Source organism: Pseudomonas sp. CCI3.1, assembly GCF_034313985.1.
Lineage (GTDB): Bacteria > Pseudomonadota > Gammaproteobacteria > Pseudomonadales > Pseudomonadaceae > Aquipseudomonas > Aquipseudomonas psychrophila.
In genome coordinates this window covers 4,335,134-4,349,886 of sequence record NZ_JAVIWO010000001.1, presented here as the reverse complement: position 1 = coordinate 4,349,886, position 14,753 = coordinate 4,335,134, and the positions used below count along the sequence as shown (strand labels likewise).

The 14,753-nt window shown below is 57.0% G+C and carries 12 protein-coding genes and 1 pseudogene; 6 read left to right on the top strand and 7 right to left on the bottom strand.

Annotated features, from left to right (window positions below):
- Window positions 1–133: 133 nt before the first annotated feature.
- Together RGV06_RS19945 and colR are read right to left on the bottom strand one after the other, a co-directional pair.
- On the bottom strand, window positions 134–1,414 hold the full coding sequence (locus tag RGV06_RS19945) for a sensor histidine kinase (RefSeq protein ID WP_019827810.1): 1,281 nt from the start codon (window positions 1,412–1,414) through the stop codon (window positions 134–136).
- Window positions 1,404–2,087, bottom strand: coding sequence for a two-component system response regulator ColR (colR, locus tag RGV06_RS19940; protein ID WP_019827811.1), 684 nt, complete (start codon window positions 2,085–2,087; stop codon window positions 1,404–1,406). Before colR ends, RGV06_RS19945 begins: the two co-directional genes overlap by 11 nt.
- A 201-nt stretch (window positions 2,088–2,288) precedes the next feature.
- Between colR and RGV06_RS19935 the strand changes: the two are divergent.
- Window positions 2,289–4,210: pseudogene (locus RGV06_RS19935) on the top strand (LTA synthase family protein).
- 258 nt (window positions 4,211–4,468) lie between these two features.
- Here the strand turns inward: RGV06_RS19935 and groL are convergent.
- From groL to RGV06_RS19915, 4 genes are all read right to left on the bottom strand, one after another.
- On the bottom strand, window positions 4,469–6,112 hold the full coding sequence (gene groL, locus RGV06_RS19930) for a chaperonin GroEL (protein ID WP_019827814.1): 1,644 nt from the start codon (window positions 6,110–6,112) through the stop codon (window positions 4,469–4,471).
- Between the two features lie 49 nt (window positions 6,113–6,161).
- Window positions 6,162–6,455, bottom strand: coding sequence for a co-chaperone GroES (locus RGV06_RS19925; protein WP_019827816.1), 294 nt, complete (start codon window positions 6,453–6,455; stop codon window positions 6,162–6,164).
- 242 nt (window positions 6,456–6,697) lie between these two features.
- Window positions 6,698–7,171 (bottom strand): FxsA family protein, encoded by a 474-nt coding sequence (locus tag RGV06_RS19920; protein ID WP_019827818.1) that lies wholly within the window; start codon window positions 7,169–7,171, stop codon window positions 6,698–6,700.
- A 71-nt stretch (window positions 7,172–7,242) separates the two neighbouring features.
- The gene (locus RGV06_RS19915; protein ID WP_046808917.1) at window positions 7,243–7,968 is read right to left on the bottom strand and encodes a HugZ family protein; all 726 of its coding nucleotides are present in this window, start codon (window positions 7,966–7,968) and stop codon (window positions 7,243–7,245) included.
- 53 nt (window positions 7,969–8,021) lie between these two features.
- On the opposite strand from RGV06_RS19915, the gene RGV06_RS19910 reads away from it, so the two are divergent.
- Entirely contained in the window at window positions 8,022–8,780 is a 759-nt protein-coding gene (locus RGV06_RS19910; RefSeq protein WP_322151001.1) for an SDR family oxidoreductase, read from the top strand.
- 67 nt (window positions 8,781–8,847) lie between these two features.
- Here RGV06_RS19910 and RGV06_RS19905 read toward each other — a convergent pair whose 3' ends face one another.
- Window positions 8,848–9,861 (bottom strand): DUF481 domain-containing protein, encoded by a 1,014-nt coding sequence (locus RGV06_RS19905; RefSeq protein WP_019827824.1) that lies wholly within the window; start codon window positions 9,859–9,861, stop codon window positions 8,848–8,850.
- A gap of 151 nt (window positions 9,862–10,012) precedes the next feature.
- Here RGV06_RS19905 and RGV06_RS19900 point away from each other — a divergent pair, with 151 nt between their 5' ends.
- From RGV06_RS19900 to RGV06_RS19885, 4 genes are all read left to right on the top strand, one after another.
- The gene (locus tag RGV06_RS19900) at window positions 10,013–10,366 is read left to right on the top strand and encodes an MGMT family protein (RefSeq protein ID WP_019827825.1); all 354 of its coding nucleotides are present in this window, start codon (window positions 10,013–10,015) and stop codon (window positions 10,364–10,366) included.
- A gap of 42 nt (window positions 10,367–10,408) precedes the next feature.
- Window positions 10,409–11,953 (top strand): AmpG family muropeptide MFS transporter, encoded by a 1,545-nt coding sequence (locus RGV06_RS19895; protein WP_019827826.1) that lies wholly within the window; start codon window positions 10,409–10,411, stop codon window positions 11,951–11,953.
- A 103-nt stretch (window positions 11,954–12,056) separates the two neighbouring features.
- On the top strand, window positions 12,057–13,772 hold the full coding sequence (locus RGV06_RS19890; RefSeq protein ID WP_046808919.1) for a proline--tRNA ligase: 1,716 nt from the start codon (window positions 12,057–12,059) through the stop codon (window positions 13,770–13,772).
- Between the two features lie 17 nt (window positions 13,773–13,789).
- The gene (locus tag RGV06_RS19885) at window positions 13,790–14,743 is read left to right on the top strand and encodes a hypothetical protein (RefSeq protein ID WP_019827830.1); all 954 of its coding nucleotides are present in this window, start codon (window positions 13,790–13,792) and stop codon (window positions 14,741–14,743) included.
- The last annotated feature ends 10 nt before the right edge of the window (window positions 14,744–14,753 follow it).

Sequence of the window (14,753 nt, the reverse complement as noted above, 5' to 3'; positions counted from 1 at the left end):
CAGGTGAAAATTCCGTCTATGCGTCCTACACAAATGTTGCAGGGTTTTACATCGCGGAAATGCTGGCGCAGGGCCACTTACGGATCAACTTTCATATAAAGCGGCCTGCTGAAGGCAGGCCGCGGGAGGAGCTTCACACGTCGGTCGGACCAAGCTCTACGCGAAAACGACAACCATTGGGCTCCATGGTGGTGAGGGTCACGCGCCAACCCTGGCTTTCACAGATTCGCTGCACCAGCGACAACCCCAGGCCCAGCCCTTCACCTCGTTTTTCACTGCCGCGAACGAAGGGTTGGAACATAGCCTGGCGTTTTTCTTCCGGGATGCCGACGCCGCTGTCTTCCACCACAAAGCCGCTGGGCTCAAGGGTCAGTCGGATAAAGCCCTTGTCGGTGTAGTGCAACGCATTGCGAAGCAAGTTGCCCATGACCGCGTGCAGGAAGGTCGCGTTATAGCGGGTATCCAGCGGGCTACCCGGCTCATAAATCAGCTCAAGGCCTTTGTTTTCAATGGGCTCACGCCACAGGCTGATCAGGCCTTCGGCCACAGTGGTAAGGGTGACCGTAGGCGACATGCTGGCATCTTCATGCTGCGCACGGGCCAACATCAGGAAGGTTTGCACCAGTTCACGCATCTCTTCACAAGCGCGGGAAATGCGCTCGACCTGTGAACGGCTGCGCTGATCAAGCGATGGGTTTTCCAGCAGGAGCTCGCAGGAACTGGCAAGCACCATCAACGGCGTTCGCAACTCGTGGCTTACATCACTGGTAAACAGCCGTTCGCGGGTCAGGGTGTCGCGTAAACGGCCCAACGTGGCATCGAACGCCACTGCCAGCTCACCCACTTCATCGGCCGCGTAGTCCGGCGCCAGGGGCGGTGCCAACCCCAGCAACTGATCGCGATGACGAACTTGACGCGCCAGACGCACCACGGGAGCCATTACGCGACGAGCCAGGGTCCAGCCTAAAAAGACGGCCAAAGCCAGGGCCAGTACAAAACCGACCACGACCACGGCAAACAGCACGCGCTCACGCTCTTCAAAATCGCTCTGGTCTTGCAGCAGGACATAACGCCGTCCATCGACCACTTCAACCATCGCGTGATACGACAGCTGGTCACGAAACACTTCATGAAAACCCGGATCCAGGTGGCGCAGGTCCTTGGGCAGGGCAAAGTCACCTCGCCCGCCGCTGAAGTAAAACAACTGGCTGGGCTTGGGCCGATGGTTCCAGTCGGCACCGTTGTCCATCAGCAACAGACGTTGCAAATCACCGCCCAGGCCTGCCGAGATGAGCTTTTCTTCGACCAAGTGCACGGTGGCAATAATGCCCACGGCGAATGTACCGGCCACTAACGCGCTCATCAGGGCAAAGGCAATGATGATCCGCTGGGAAAGGCTTTGCTTAAACTCCATCGCGAAGCTCGGCGAGGCGGTAGCCAACACCATGTACGGTTTGCAACAGAGGCTTGTCGAACGGCTTGTCGATCACCTGACGTAGTTGGTGCACATGGCTGCGCAGGCTGTCGCTGTCCGGGCAATCGTCGCCCCAAAGGGCCTCTTCCAGAACTTCGCGGCGCAGTACGTGCGGGCTTTTTTGCATCAATACCGCGAGCAGCTTGAGGCCCACCGGGTTGAGCTTGAGCAAACGCCCTTCGCGGGTAACTTCGAGGGTATCTAGGTCGTAACGCAGCTCGGCAACCTGCAACTCGCGTCGGCCTCCGCCTTGTGCGCGACGCAACACGGCCTCGATCCGCGCCGCCAGTTCCGAGAGGGCAAACGGCTTGAGCAGGTAGTCATCAGCGCCGGACTTGAAACCTTGCAGGCGATCGTCCAGTTGGTCGCGGGCAGTCAGCATGATCACCGGCGTATCTCGACGGGCGTCTTCACGCAGGCGTTTGCACAAGGTGTAGCCGTCGATACCGGGCAACATGATGTCGAGCACAATCAGGTCGTAGTGCTCGGTGGCCGCCAGGTGCAGACCTGACAAACCATCCTGTGCGCAGTCAACGGTATAGCCCTTGAGCCCCAAATAATCCGCCAGGTTGGCGAGGATATCGCGGTTGTCTTCAACCAATAGAATTCGCATGGGTCCTCTCTCCGCTCACAGTTACAGCCGTCTTGGCCCGCGCAGCTTAAGGCCAAGAACCGTACAGGGCCAGCACCGCAGGGCGCATCAACGATTTAGTTGCAGCTCTTGCCAAAATGACACTTTTTTTACTCTCGGTTCACACAGTCAATACAGAGGCACCCGCACACTCGCGCACCCTCGCGTTCAAGGAAAACAACGATGCGTCTGCTGCACACTGCGCCAATGCGCTATCTCCTGCTGTTGACTGGCTGTTGGCTGGCGACCTTTCTCATTACCCGGGGCGTTCTGCTGGTCACCCATCTGGGTGAGGCGGGTCACAACTGGCTACCGGTGTTTGGCATTGGCTTGCTGTACGACCTCGGTTTTCTGGCCTATGCAGCCCTGCCGCTGGGCCTGTACCTGCTCCTGTGTCCGCCCGGCCTGTGGCGTCGTCGTGGTCATCAGTGGTTTTTGCAGGGCCTGTTGACCCTCAGTCTGTTTGCCATGTTGTTCACGGGCGTCGCCGAGTGGCTGTTCTGGGATGAATTCGGCGTGCGCTTTAACTTTATCGCCGTGGACTACTTGGTCTATTCCGATGAAGTACTAAATAACGTACTGGAATCCTACCCCATTGGCATACTGCTCAGCGGCATAGCCCTGAGTGCCATTGTGTTGAGCCTTGTTCTGCGCAAACCGTTCAACGCTGCCATGAATGCTCCTTTGCCGACCTTTGGCACACGTATCGCCACCTTTGCCGGCCTGTTGCTGGTAGCCGGCCTGAGCCTGCAACTGCTCGATCAGGACGGGCCTCGTGGTCAAGGAGGCAATGCCTATCAGCATGAACTGGCAAGCAACGGCCCGTATCAGTTCTTTGCCGCGTTCCGTAATAACGAGCTGGATTACCAGCAGTTCTACACCAGCCTGCCGACCGACGTGGTGGCCAAACAATTGCGCAAGGAGTTGACTGAGCCCAACGCGACTTTTGTAGGCCAGGACCCGCTGGATATTCGTCGCAATATCGACAACCCTGGAACTTCGCGTCAGCCCAACATTGTGCTGGTGACAATTGAAAGCTTCAGCGCCAAATATTTGGGCAGCAACGGTGATGGCCGCAATCTCACGCCACACCTGGATCAACTGCGCAAGGAGAGCCTGTACTTCAATAACTTTTATGCCACCGGGACCCGTACCGACCGTGGCCTGGAAGCCATAACCCTGGCCATTCCGCCGACGCCGGGGCGCTCCATCGTCAAGCGCATCGGCCGTGAAAGCGGCTTTGCCAGCCTGGGCCAGCAGCTGAACGCCGTGGGTTATGACAGCGTGTTCGTCTATGGCGGACGCGGTTACTTTGACAACATGAACGCCTTTTTCAGCGGCAACGGTTACCGCGTCGTTGACCAAAGCAGCGTGAATGAAGCCGATATCCATTTCAAAAACGCGTGGGGCATGGCCGACGAAGATCTGTACCGTGAAACGCTGAAGCTGGCCGATATCAATTACGCGCAACAAAAACCGTTTTTACTGCAACTGATGACCACCTCGAACCACCGCCCCTACACCTACCCTGAAGGCCGGATCGACATCAAGTCGGGCAATGGCCGTGACGGCGCAGTGAAGTACACCGACTACGCTATCGGCCAGTTCCTTGAGCATGCGCGAAAAAACCCTGGTTCGACAACACGATCTTTGTGTTCGTGGCCGATCACACGGCGGGTAGTGCCGGTAAGGAAGACTTGCCGATCACCAACTATCAGATCCCGCTGTTTATCTATGCGCCCAAACTGATCGAAGCGCGGGAGAACTCGCAACTGGCCAGCCAGATCGATCTGGCGCCAACCTTGCTCGGTTTGCTGAACCTGGATTACCAGTCGACCTTCTTTGGTCGCAACCTGCTGCAGGACAATCCGCTACCGCCGCGCGTGGTCGTGGGCAACTATCAGCACCTGGGTTTGTTTGACGGTAAAGACCTGGCCATTCTCAGCCCGCGTGAGGGGCTGCGCCGCCACGACGAAGCGCTGACAACCAGTATTGAGTCCCGCGTAACGGCGACCGATCCGTTGATTGAGCGGGCGATCACTTACTACCAGGCCGCCAGTCATGACTATAAAAAGCAATTGCTGGGCTGGAAGCCGGCGCAATAATGCTGTAGCCGCCTGCCGAAGGCTGAGATCGATTGCGAAGCGATCGCTGAATCAGCCAAGGTGATTTGATTGAATACCCGTGATCCGTGATTTCACGACGGCTACGTCGCCGATCGCAGCCTCTCCCCGCTCGGCAGCGGCTTCACGGTGAAGGCATTTCGTAGCCGTTGAGACAAATAGCCAAACGCGGTTAGCCCGCACAAAAAAGCCCCGCCTGATTACTCAGGCGGGGCTTTTGCGTATCGGGGTAAGGCTGGCTTACATCATGCCGCCCATACCACCCATGCCGCCCATGTCTGGCATACCGCCGCCAGCTGCCTTGTCGTCCTGGATCTCAGCGATCATCGCCTCAGTGGTGATCATCAGGCTGGCAATCGACGAAGCCGCTTGCAGAGCCGAACGAGTCACTTTAGCCGGGTCAAGGATACCCATTTCGATCATGTCGCCGTATTCGCCAGTGGCTGCGTTGTAACCGTAGTTACCCGAACCCTGCTTCACTTTGTCGACAACTACGCTTGGCTCGTCGCCGGAGTTGGCAACGATCTGGCGCAGAGGTGCTTCAACAGCACGACGCAGCAATGCGATACCCACGTTCTGATCAGCGTTGTCGCCTTTCAGATCAGCGATTGCTTGCAGAGCGCGAACCAGTGCCACGCCACCGCCAGGTACCACGCCTTCTTCAACGGCTGCACGGGTTGCGTGCAGGGCGTCTTCAACGCGGGCTTTCTTCTCTTTCATTTCTACTTCGGAACCAGCACCCACCTTGATCACTGCAACGCCGCCAGACAGCTTGGCCAGACGCTCTTGCAGTTTTTCACGGTCGTAGTCCGAAGTGGTATCAGCTACCTGGGCACGGATCTGAGTCACACGAGCCTGGATGTCAGCTTCAACGCCAGCACCGTCGATAACGGTGGTGTTTTCTTTGGTTACGGTGACGCGTTTGGCATTACCCAGGTGTTCCAGGGTAGCGCTTTCCAGGCTCAGACCGATCTCTTCGGAGATAACGGTACCGCCAGTCAGAACAGCGATGTCCTGCAGCATTGCCTTGCGACGATCGCCAAAACCAGGTGCTTTAACAGCAACGACTTTCACGATACCGCGCATGTTGTTCACAACCAGAGTCGCCAGGGCTTCGCCTTCAACGTCTTCGGATACGATCAGCAGTGGGCGACCGGCCTTGGCAACAGCTTCCAGAACTGGCAGCAGTTCACGGATGTTGGAAATCTTTTTGTCGACCAGAAGGATCAGCGGACCGTCGAGTTCGGCAGTCATGGTTTCTGGTTTGTTGACGAAGTACGGGGACAGGTAGCCACGGTCAAACTGCATGCCTTCAACAACCGACAGTTCGTTTTCCAGGCCCGAGCCTTCTTCAACGGTGATCACGCCTTCTTTACCGACTTTTTCCATGGCTTCGGCAATGATGTCGCCGATGGAGCTGTCGGAGTTGGCAGAGATGGTACCTACCTGAGCGATTGCCTTGCTGTCAGCGCATGGCTTGGCCAGGGATTTCAGCTCTTTGACAATGGCGATGGTCGCTTTGTCGATACCGCGCTTCAGGTCCATCGGGTTCATGCCGGCAGCGACGGCTTTCAGGCCTTCGTTGACGATCGATTGAGCCAGAACGGTTGCAGTGGTAGTACCGTCACCAGCGTCATCGTTGGCACGGGAGGCAACGTCTTTAACCAGCTGCGCGCCCATGTTTTCGAAGCGATCTTTCAGCTCGATTTCTTTAGCAACGGAGACGCCGTCCTTGGTGATGGTCGGAGCGCCGAAGCTCTTCTCGATGATCACGTTACGGCCTTTAGGGCCCAGGGTCGCTTTTACTGCGTCAGCCAGGACGTTAACACCGGCCAGCATTTTTTTACGGGCGGAGTCGCCGAATTTAACTTCTTTAGCAGCCATGTTCGTTCTTCCTTAAATACTTTGTAGTAACGGGAAAAGGAGCGGGAGATCAGCCTTCGATTACAGCGAGAATCTCGTTCTCAGCCATAACCAGCAGGTCTTCGCCGTCGACTTTCACAGTGTTGCTGCCGGAGTAAGGGCCGAACACAACCTTGTCACCCACTTTCACGGCCAGCGCACGTACTTCACCGTTGTCCAGAACTCGGCCAGTACCGACAGCGAGAATCTCACCGCTGTTGGCTTTTTCGGCAGCAGAACCCGGCAGAACGATACCGCCAGCGGTTTTCTTTTCTTCTTCGCTGCGACGGATTACGACGCGGTCATGCAGAGGACGAAGCTTCATTGTCGATCTCTCCTAATTGTGGTGTTCATCGGCCGGTGTCAATACCGGCGGGGTTTGCAAGTCCGGAAATGCCGGGTGCGATTCGCTGAAGGGGTTGTGCTGTTGCCAGTAAAACCCTGCGGTGTCCGTTACATAAGGGCGCATCCACTTATTACAAGGGCACACCCATGAAATTTTTAAACTGTTGCCTGGCCCAAAAACAAACACGGCACCCAAGGTGCCGTGTTGATAACGCCAATGCCTTATTTGTCGCGGTGTTCGAACTCGCCTTCGATCACATTGGGCTCACGCCCCAAAGGCTGCTGGGAGCGTGGACGGGCTGCGGCCTCGAAATCATCCGCAAACGCACGCTGGCGAATGGCTTGTTCTTCTGCACGCTTGCGCAGACGGTTGACCAGAAAACGACGAACCGGCGGAAATAGCAACAGCAGACCGGCTGCATCGCTAATAAAGCCCGGAAGTACCAGAAGACCGCCACCCAAGGCCAGCATCAGGCCTTCAAGCATTTGCTGAGCAGGCAGTTCGCCGCGATTGAGGCTTTCACGCGCTCGAAGCGCCGTGGCCAGACCTGCAACACGAACCACCAGAACACCCAGCATCGAGCCGGCAATGATCAGCAGCAACGCAGGGAAAAACCCGATAGCGGTGCTGACCTTGAAAAAGACGTACAGCTCTAGCACTGGAAACAACAGAAAGAGCAATAGAAAAGCGCGCATCAAATGATTCCTCTCCGGAAGAATATCTTCCAACCCAATATAGATGACGGCGCGCCTCGCCAAATTCAAGGCTATGCCGTCTGTTTTTTCGGCCACTCGCTTGCACGTGCCAATAAAACCAATGCTTCGCGCACCTGTGTCGAAGTATTGCATGGCTCGGGAAAGCCCAACCAATGCAGGCCTTCACCTATACGCAAATGCATGCCTTCGCTGTCGATACCCACCAGCGTAGCTGGCGCTGTATGCGGTAGCCCGGTCAATGTGACGTAATGCTCGATGGCGTTGGCGTGGTCGCTGTTCATGTGGTCCACCATGCGCACCTCGACCTGCCCGGCAAAGGGATTGGCCAGCGTGACTTGATCCAGCCAGTGAATCGCCCCGAAGCCACCTATATAACGGTGCCTGACCGGGTTAAGCACCCAAAAATCGAAATCATGGGCAGTGTCATAGCCCCTGGCTTCAGGGAAGTAGCGGTAGTAACGCTCAGCGGCAGCTGTAATGGCTGCAGCCTCGGTCAACTGCTCGGCTTCGGCCAGGTACGTCAGGCGCCCAACGGCCTGGACATCTTCAGCCCCACGCTCGCCGACCATCAAGGAGCACTTGGGATCCTTGCGCAGATTATGGGTGTGCTGGGCAATACGGCTGATCAAAATCAGCGGCCGCCCCTGGTCATCCAGGCAGTAAGGCACCACGGAGCCAAACGGAAAACCCGGCATGGCCTTTGACTGGGTCGACAGGGCGCCACGGTATTCCTTGAGCAGTAATTCTCGGGCATGCTTGGCAGCTTCAACGCTCAACTTATGACTCCTTAATAAAAAATCCGTCGATAACGGTCGAGATCAGGGCACTCATGCAACTTAAAGACAAAATAATCATTATCACTGGCGGCTGCCAAGGGCTGGGTCGTGCCATGGCTGAGTATCTGGCTGCCAAGGGCGCCAGGCTGGCACTGGTCGACCTCAATCCGGAAAAGCTCGAATTGGCAGTCGCAGCCTGTCAGGCGCACGGTGTCGAAGCCCGAGCCTACCTGTGTAACGTTGCTGACGAAGAACAGGTTACGCAAACCGTTGCCCAGATTGCAGAAGATTTTGGTGCGATTAACGGTCTCGTAAACAACGCCGGTATTTTGCGTGACGGGCTGCTGCTCAAGGTCAAGGACGGGGTGATGACCAAGATGAGCCTGGCGCAATGGCAGGCGGTAATCGACGTCAACCTGACCGGCGTTTTCCTGTGCACCCGTGAGGTCGCGGCGAAAATGATCGAGCTCAACAGTCAGGGCGCGATTATCAACATTTCGTCGATCTCGCGCGCAGGTAACGTCGGCCAGACCAACTACTCGGCAGCCAAGGCCGGCGTTGCCGCAGCCACGGTGACCTGGGCCAAAGAGTTGTCACGCTACGGCATTCGAGTGGCCGGGATTGCCCCGGGTTTTATCGAAACCGAAATGACCCTGGGCATGAAACCCGAAGCCCTCGAAAAGATGACTTCCGGCATCCCGTTGAAGCGCATGGGCAAAGTTGAAGAAATCGCCCATTCCGCGGCCTACATTTTTGAGAACGACTACTACACCGGGCGGATTTTGGAGCTTGATGGCGGCTTGCGGATCTAGGCCCAAACACTGTAGCCGCTGCCGCAGGCTGCGATGGGCGGCGCAGCGGCTACAGATGTATGAGCTATTACCAGGTCACGCCAAACCCCATGGTGTAGCGAGTCTTGTTGAGGGAGTTATCAGAGCCGCTTGAACCACCAATCAGGTCTTTCTCGGCCTTGAGATTGAGCGATGCCCATTCCGTCACCTTGTAACGCAAGCCGATTTCGGAATCGAGGCTGTAGTCCGACGTACTCTCCAGTGATTTGCCCAACTCACCGTTGGTGAAGATCGAAACGGTCTTGCCCATCAAGTAGCGGTTGTAATCCCACTTCATGGCCAGCGAGTAGAAGTTATCTTTCTTGCCGTCTGAATACTCATAGTCCGTGCGGTTGATCAGCGAACCCAGGGAGAATGCACCCAGTTCGTCATCCCAAAACTGATAGCCCGGCCCCGTACCGATGGTGCGCTGGCGGGAAACGTCTTCGACCTTGTCACGGTTATAGGCCAGTCGACCTTGCCAATACCACTTGTCATCGATGAAGTGGTCAAGTGCGTATTCGGCGGTCCAGTTGTCCGTGGTTACTACATCGTTCTGAAACTCGCGGTTGTATTCGCCTTCGGCGTTATGACGCCAGGCCCCATGACGAGCGGTGGTTTTGAAATCGATGTCGTAATCGTCGGTATCCTTGTCGGCCCGCTTGTAGTCCAGCGCAACATCGACATTGCCCTTCCAGACCAGGTCTTCGATCACCGGCTTGGGCTTGAGGATTTGCTGGATGCTAGCCAGTTCTACGGTTTTCGGCGCTTCACCATTGGCCAAGGTCACGCTGCCATCTTCGGCTGCCTGCAATGACTTGGCTTTTTCTCCGGTGTAGGCATCCTGCTTGACCAACAACTCCTGATCGCTTTCAAGGGTTTTGACCTGTTTCCAGTCAATGGGGACGGCACCGGCGTATTCGGTCTGGATCAGTAACTTGCCACCATCGAATACTTTGATCTTGCCAGTCAGACGGTCGCCATTTTTCAACCACACCGTATCGGCAAGCACGGGCGCGGAAACACTCAGGACAGCAAGGCACAACAGGGTTTTGGACAGCATAAGCAAATGCGAAACTCAGGATTGCGAAAGGATGCCGGCATTATCCCCATGGACACGCCCTTGAGAAAGAAAGACCGGCTCATTGTGCTGGAGTTCCTTCTATAGTTCAGTTAACAGAACAAGCCCCCCACCCTATGACCAGAAGTCCGCCGTGAGCACACCTATCGACGCCCCTCAAACCCCAGCCGACATTCGCCGTACTGCACTGTATTCAACGTTAATGATGGTGCCCGAAGGTTACGTGGTGTCCTACGGCCAGCTTGCCGAATTTGCCGGACTGGGCCGGGCTGCACGCTGGGTCGGGCGAACGCTCAGCCAACTCCCCGAAGGCACGCGCCTGCCCTGGCACAGGGTTCTCGCCGCGGGTGGACGTATCAGCTTACCGGCAGGCAGCCCGTCCGGTGACGAACAGCGCGCACGTTTACGGGCCGAAGGCTTGAGCATCATGAATAATCGTGTGGATATGCGACGTCATGGCTGGCGCCCGATAGAGCACTGCGGTTAGAGTGCGCCCTTTGTTTCCGCAACCAGAGGCAGACTCCAGTCCATGCCCCGTAAAACCTGGCGCGAAGCGCTAGCTGCCTATTCCAGCCCCTCAACCCTTGTGCTGTTACTGCTCGGTTTTGCCGCCGGTTTACCGTACATGCTGGTTTTTTCAACGCTCTCCGTGTGGCTGCGCGAAGCCGGTGTGGCTCGTGAAACCATTGGCTATGCGAGCTTGATCGGGTTGGCCTACGCCTTTAAATGGGTGTGGTCCCCGCTCCTGGACCAATGGCGTTTACCGCTGCTCGGAAAACTGGGCAGGCGTCGTTCATGGCTGGTGCTGTCGCAGTCGCTGGTGATCCTGGGCCTGATCGGCATGGGCTTTTGCGACCCGCAAAAACACCTTTCCTGGCTGATTGCCATTGCGGTTGTTGTGTCTTTCGCTTCGGCGACCCAGGACATTGCTGTCGATGCCTATCGCCTGGAAATTGCAGAAGACAATCGCCAGGCCGCGCTTGCGGCCAGTTATATGTCCGGGTATCGCGTGGCTGCCCTGCTGGCCACCGCGGGTGCCCTGTTTTTTGCCGAAGGCTTCGGCTCGACAGGCTTTAACTATAAGCACTCGGCCTGGACCGGCACCTATGTGCTGTTCGGCCTGCTGATGGTGCCTGCGCTGCTGACCACCTTGTTCATGCGTGAGCCGCCGGTACCGCTGCGTACCCAACTGTCGGCCGGTCGCTACAGCTTTGGTCACCAGTTGGCGTCTGTATTTGTACTGATCGTATTGCTGGTTTCAGTTCCGGCCATGTTCACCCAGCTCTACAACACCGATTTTGCAGGTGTGCTGTTTGAAGGCGTCAGCCCAATGACACTGGTGCTGGAGGATCGGGCCTTTCTGCGGGCCATCCTGTACACCCTGCTTACGGTGTTGTGCCTGTCGACCATTGGGCGACGCGGGCTGGCCCCAGTACTGACACCGGTTAATGACTTTATCCTGCGTTATCGCTGGCAAGCCCTTCTACTGCTTGGCCTGATTGCCACCTATCGCATGTCTGACACGGTCATGGGTGTCATGGCCAACGTGTTCTACATCGACCAGGGTTTCACCAAGGATCAGATCGCCGGTGTCAGCAAGATCTTCGGCTTGATCATGACCCTTGTCGGCGCCGGCATGGGCGGCTTGCTCATCGTGCGCTTCGGCATTTTGCCGATCCTGCTGATTGGCGGGGCGGCATCGGCAAGTACCAACCTGCTGTTTATGTTGCTGGCGGACATGGGCCCGAACCTGGACATGCTGATTGTCACTATTTCACTCGACAACTTCAGCTCCGGCCTCGCCACCTCTGCGTTCGTTGCCTACCTGTCCAGCCTGACCAACCTCAAGTTTTCCGCTACCCAGTACGCTCTGCTCAGTTCCATCATGCTGTTGCTGCCACGTTTGATGGGCGGCTATTCAGGGGTGCTGGTCGAGAAGTTCGGCTACCACAACTTCTTTATAATTACGGCTCTGATGGGCATCCCCACTTTGCTGCTGATCAGCCTGCACTGGTTTCAGGAAAGCCGCCGGGCACGCCTCAACCCGCCAGTAAACCTCGAAAAAACTCCGTAAAACCCAGGGGGAGCCCACCTCCCCCTCCCACCCTGTACGCAGCCACGTCTCGCCCGTACAATGCCCAGTCATTTCTAGTCATCAGCAACGGCAACGACTAACCATGCGCACCAGCCAATATTTGCTCGCCACACAGAAAGAAACGCCTTCCGATGCGGTCGTTATCAGCCACCAGCTGATGCTGCGCGCCGGCATGATTCGCAAACTTGCTTCCGGCCTGTACACCTGGCTGCCCATGGGCCTGCGGATCATGCGCAAGGCTGAAGCCATTGTTCGCGAAGAAATGAACGCTGCTGGCGCTCTGGAAGTGCTGATGCCGAGCATCCAGCCGGCTGAGCTGTGGCAAGAGTCCGGTCGCTGGGAAGAGTACGGCGCCGAACTGCTGCGCCTGAAAGATCGCCACGGTCGCGAGTTCTGCGTAGGCCCGACCCACGAAGAAGTCATCACCGATCTGTGCCGCAACGAGCTGAACAGCTACAAGCAGTTGCCGATCAATCTGTATCAGATCCAGACCAAATTCCGTGACGAAACACGCCCGCGCTTCGGTTTGATGCGCGGCCGCGAGTTCATCATGAAGGACGCCTATTCGTTCCACGTCGACAACGCTTCGCTGCAGGTCACTTATGACCGCATGCACGAAGCCTACTGCAAGATATTCACCCGTCTGGGCCTGAACTTCCGCCCGGTTGAAGCGGACAACGGCTCCATCGGCGGTGCCGGCTCCCACGAGTTCCACGTTCTGGCAGAGTCTGGCGAAGACGACATCGTGTTCAGCAATGGTTCCGACTACGCAGCCAACATCGAAAAAGCCGAAGCAGTTCCTGTCGAAACGTCGCGCCCTGCGGCCACCCAGGAACTACGCCTGGTCGACACGCCAGATGCCAAAACCATCGCCCAACTGGTCGAAGGCTATGACCTGCCCATCGAAAAAACCGTCAAGACCCTGATCGTTCACGCCGCCGAAGAAGGCAAGCTGATCGCACTGGTTATTCGCGGTGATCACGAACTCAACGAAATCAAGGCCGGCAACCACCCATTGGTAGCAAGTCCGCTGGTCATGGCTTCGGATGCAGAACTGCGTGACGCCATCGGCGCCGGCGCGGGCTCCCTGGGCCCGCTGAACCTGCCACTGCCGTGCATCATCGACCGTTCGGTCGAATTGATGAGCGACTTCGGCGTGGGTGCCAACATCGATGACAAGCACTACTTCGGCGTGAACTGGGAGCGCGATCTGCCGGTTCCTGCCGTTGCCGACCTGCGCAACGTAGTCGCTGGCGACCCAAGCCCGGATGGCAAGGGCACGCTGGAAATCAAGCGTGGTATCGAAGTGGGTCACATCTTCCAGCTGGGCACCAAATACAGCGAAGCGATGAAGTGCCAAGTGCTGGGCGAAAACGGCAAGCCGGTAACGCTGGCAATGGGTTGCTACGGCATCGGTGTTTCCCGCGTCGTGGCAGCAGCCATCGAGCAGAACAACGACGAGCGCGGCATTATCTGGAGTGACGCTCTGGCTCCGTTCCAGGTGGCACTTGTACCTCTGCGCTACGAAACCGAAGCCGTACGTGAAGCCACCGACAAGCTCTACGCCGAACTGACGGCCGCAGGCTTTGAAGTGTTGCTGGACGATCGCGACAAGAAAACCAGCCCAGGTATCAAGTTCGCCGACATGGAACTGATCGGCATCCCTCACCGGATCGTAGTCAGTGACCGTGGCCTTGCAGAAGGCAATCTGGAATACAAGAGCCGCACCGAAGCAGAGCCACAAGCCCTGCCCGTTGCTGATGTGCTTGCCTTCCTTCAAGCCCGTATCGCTCGCTGAAACCAGATAGAGGCGTCATGTTCAAGCGAAGTACCTTAACCCTCGCAGGTGCCGCCATGAGCGGCGCCTTGCTGCTGAGCGGCTGTGCCAACCACATGTCGCAACGCAGCGAGCACGAGGAACGCATCGAGCGAAAACTTCTCGCCCATAGCCTTCTGATCGATGTTGGCTCGCCAGCAGTGCTTGAGTTGCCGCAACGCCGTGTACGCATCAATGAACAAAAGACCTTCGAGGTCACCGAGTTCGATGTCACACGACATTACGACCGCTACACCCCTTACCAACCCTGGCGCGAAGTCTATGAGATTCCGCTGGGTGCGGTGGCTATCGTCGCGGGGGTGGGTGCCAATGTGCTTAACGTGTTCATGTTCGGGCAGCTTCCTGACAGCGTGACCAAAGACTGGATCAACTACGGCTTTGCCGGTGTAAACCCAGCGATGAACGTGCAGTCCCATGGCCGCGCCGAACAGAACCTGGCAGGTATTGATGATATTCAGCGCGACAAGCGCCTGGAGTATTCAAGCTTGCCTTGGGCCGAACGCCCGGTTGTGGTCAAGGCTGGTAAACAGACGCATGAGCTGACCACTGATCGCCACGGCGTACTGCGCCTCAACCTGCTGGACAGTCCTTTTGCCGAGCAAGACCTCAATCACATCGGCAAACTGACCATCATGGTTGAAGACGCTCAGGACGAAACCCATTCGAACACAACCCTGTCGATCAGCAGTAACCTGCGCGGCAAGTTGCTCGAAGCCCACAACCTGATCTACGACGACCTAGAGGGTGACGACGTCAACCAATGGGTACATCGAGTCAAGCGCTTGTCGGAACTGGGACTGGAAGAAGAAGCCAGCGAACTGGAACAAAGCCTGATCGAACTCACCCGCAACGATCCCGAGCTGCAACGCGAGTTCCTTCATTCCCTGACCAAGAATGCCGGACGACTGGTGGCAGATCCGGGCGTTAGCTGACATAACGTCC

What these genes read in the sequence shown, in the direction of transcription:
- RGV06_RS19945 (WP_019827810.1), bottom strand. Translation starts at nt 1,414, where the DNA reads ATGGAGTTTAAGCAAAGCCTTTCCCAGCGGATCATCATTGCCTTTGCC.
- colR (WP_019827811.1), bottom strand. Translation starts at nt 2,087, where the DNA reads ATGCGAATTCTATTGGTTGAAGACAACCGCGATATCCTCGCCAACCTG.
- groL (WP_019827814.1), bottom strand. Translation starts at nt 6,112, where the DNA reads ATGGCTGCTAAAGAAGTTAAATTCGGCGACTCCGCCCGTAAAAAAATG.
- RGV06_RS19925 (WP_019827816.1), bottom strand. Translation starts at nt 6,455, where the DNA reads ATGAAGCTTCGTCCTCTGCATGACCGCGTCGTAATCCGTCGCAGCGAA.
- RGV06_RS19920 (WP_019827818.1), bottom strand. Translation starts at nt 7,171, where the DNA reads ATGCGCGCTTTTCTATTGCTCTTTCTGTTGTTTCCAGTGCTAGAGCTG.
- RGV06_RS19910 (WP_322151001.1), top strand. Translation starts at nt 8,022, where the DNA reads ATGCAACTTAAAGACAAAATAATCATTATCACTGGCGGCTGCCAAGGG.
- RGV06_RS19905 (WP_019827824.1), bottom strand. Translation starts at nt 9,861, where the DNA reads ATGCTGTCCAAAACCCTGTTGTGCCTTGCTGTCCTGAGTGTTTCCGCG.
- RGV06_RS19895 (WP_019827826.1), top strand. Translation starts at nt 10,409, where the DNA reads ATGCCCCGTAAAACCTGGCGCGAAGCGCTAGCTGCCTATTCCAGCCCC.
- RGV06_RS19890 (WP_046808919.1), top strand. Translation starts at nt 12,057, where the DNA reads ATGCGCACCAGCCAATATTTGCTCGCCACACAGAAAGAAACGCCTTCC.
- RGV06_RS19885 (WP_019827830.1), top strand. Translation starts at nt 13,790, where the DNA reads ATGTTCAAGCGAAGTACCTTAACCCTCGCAGGTGCCGCCATGAGCGGC.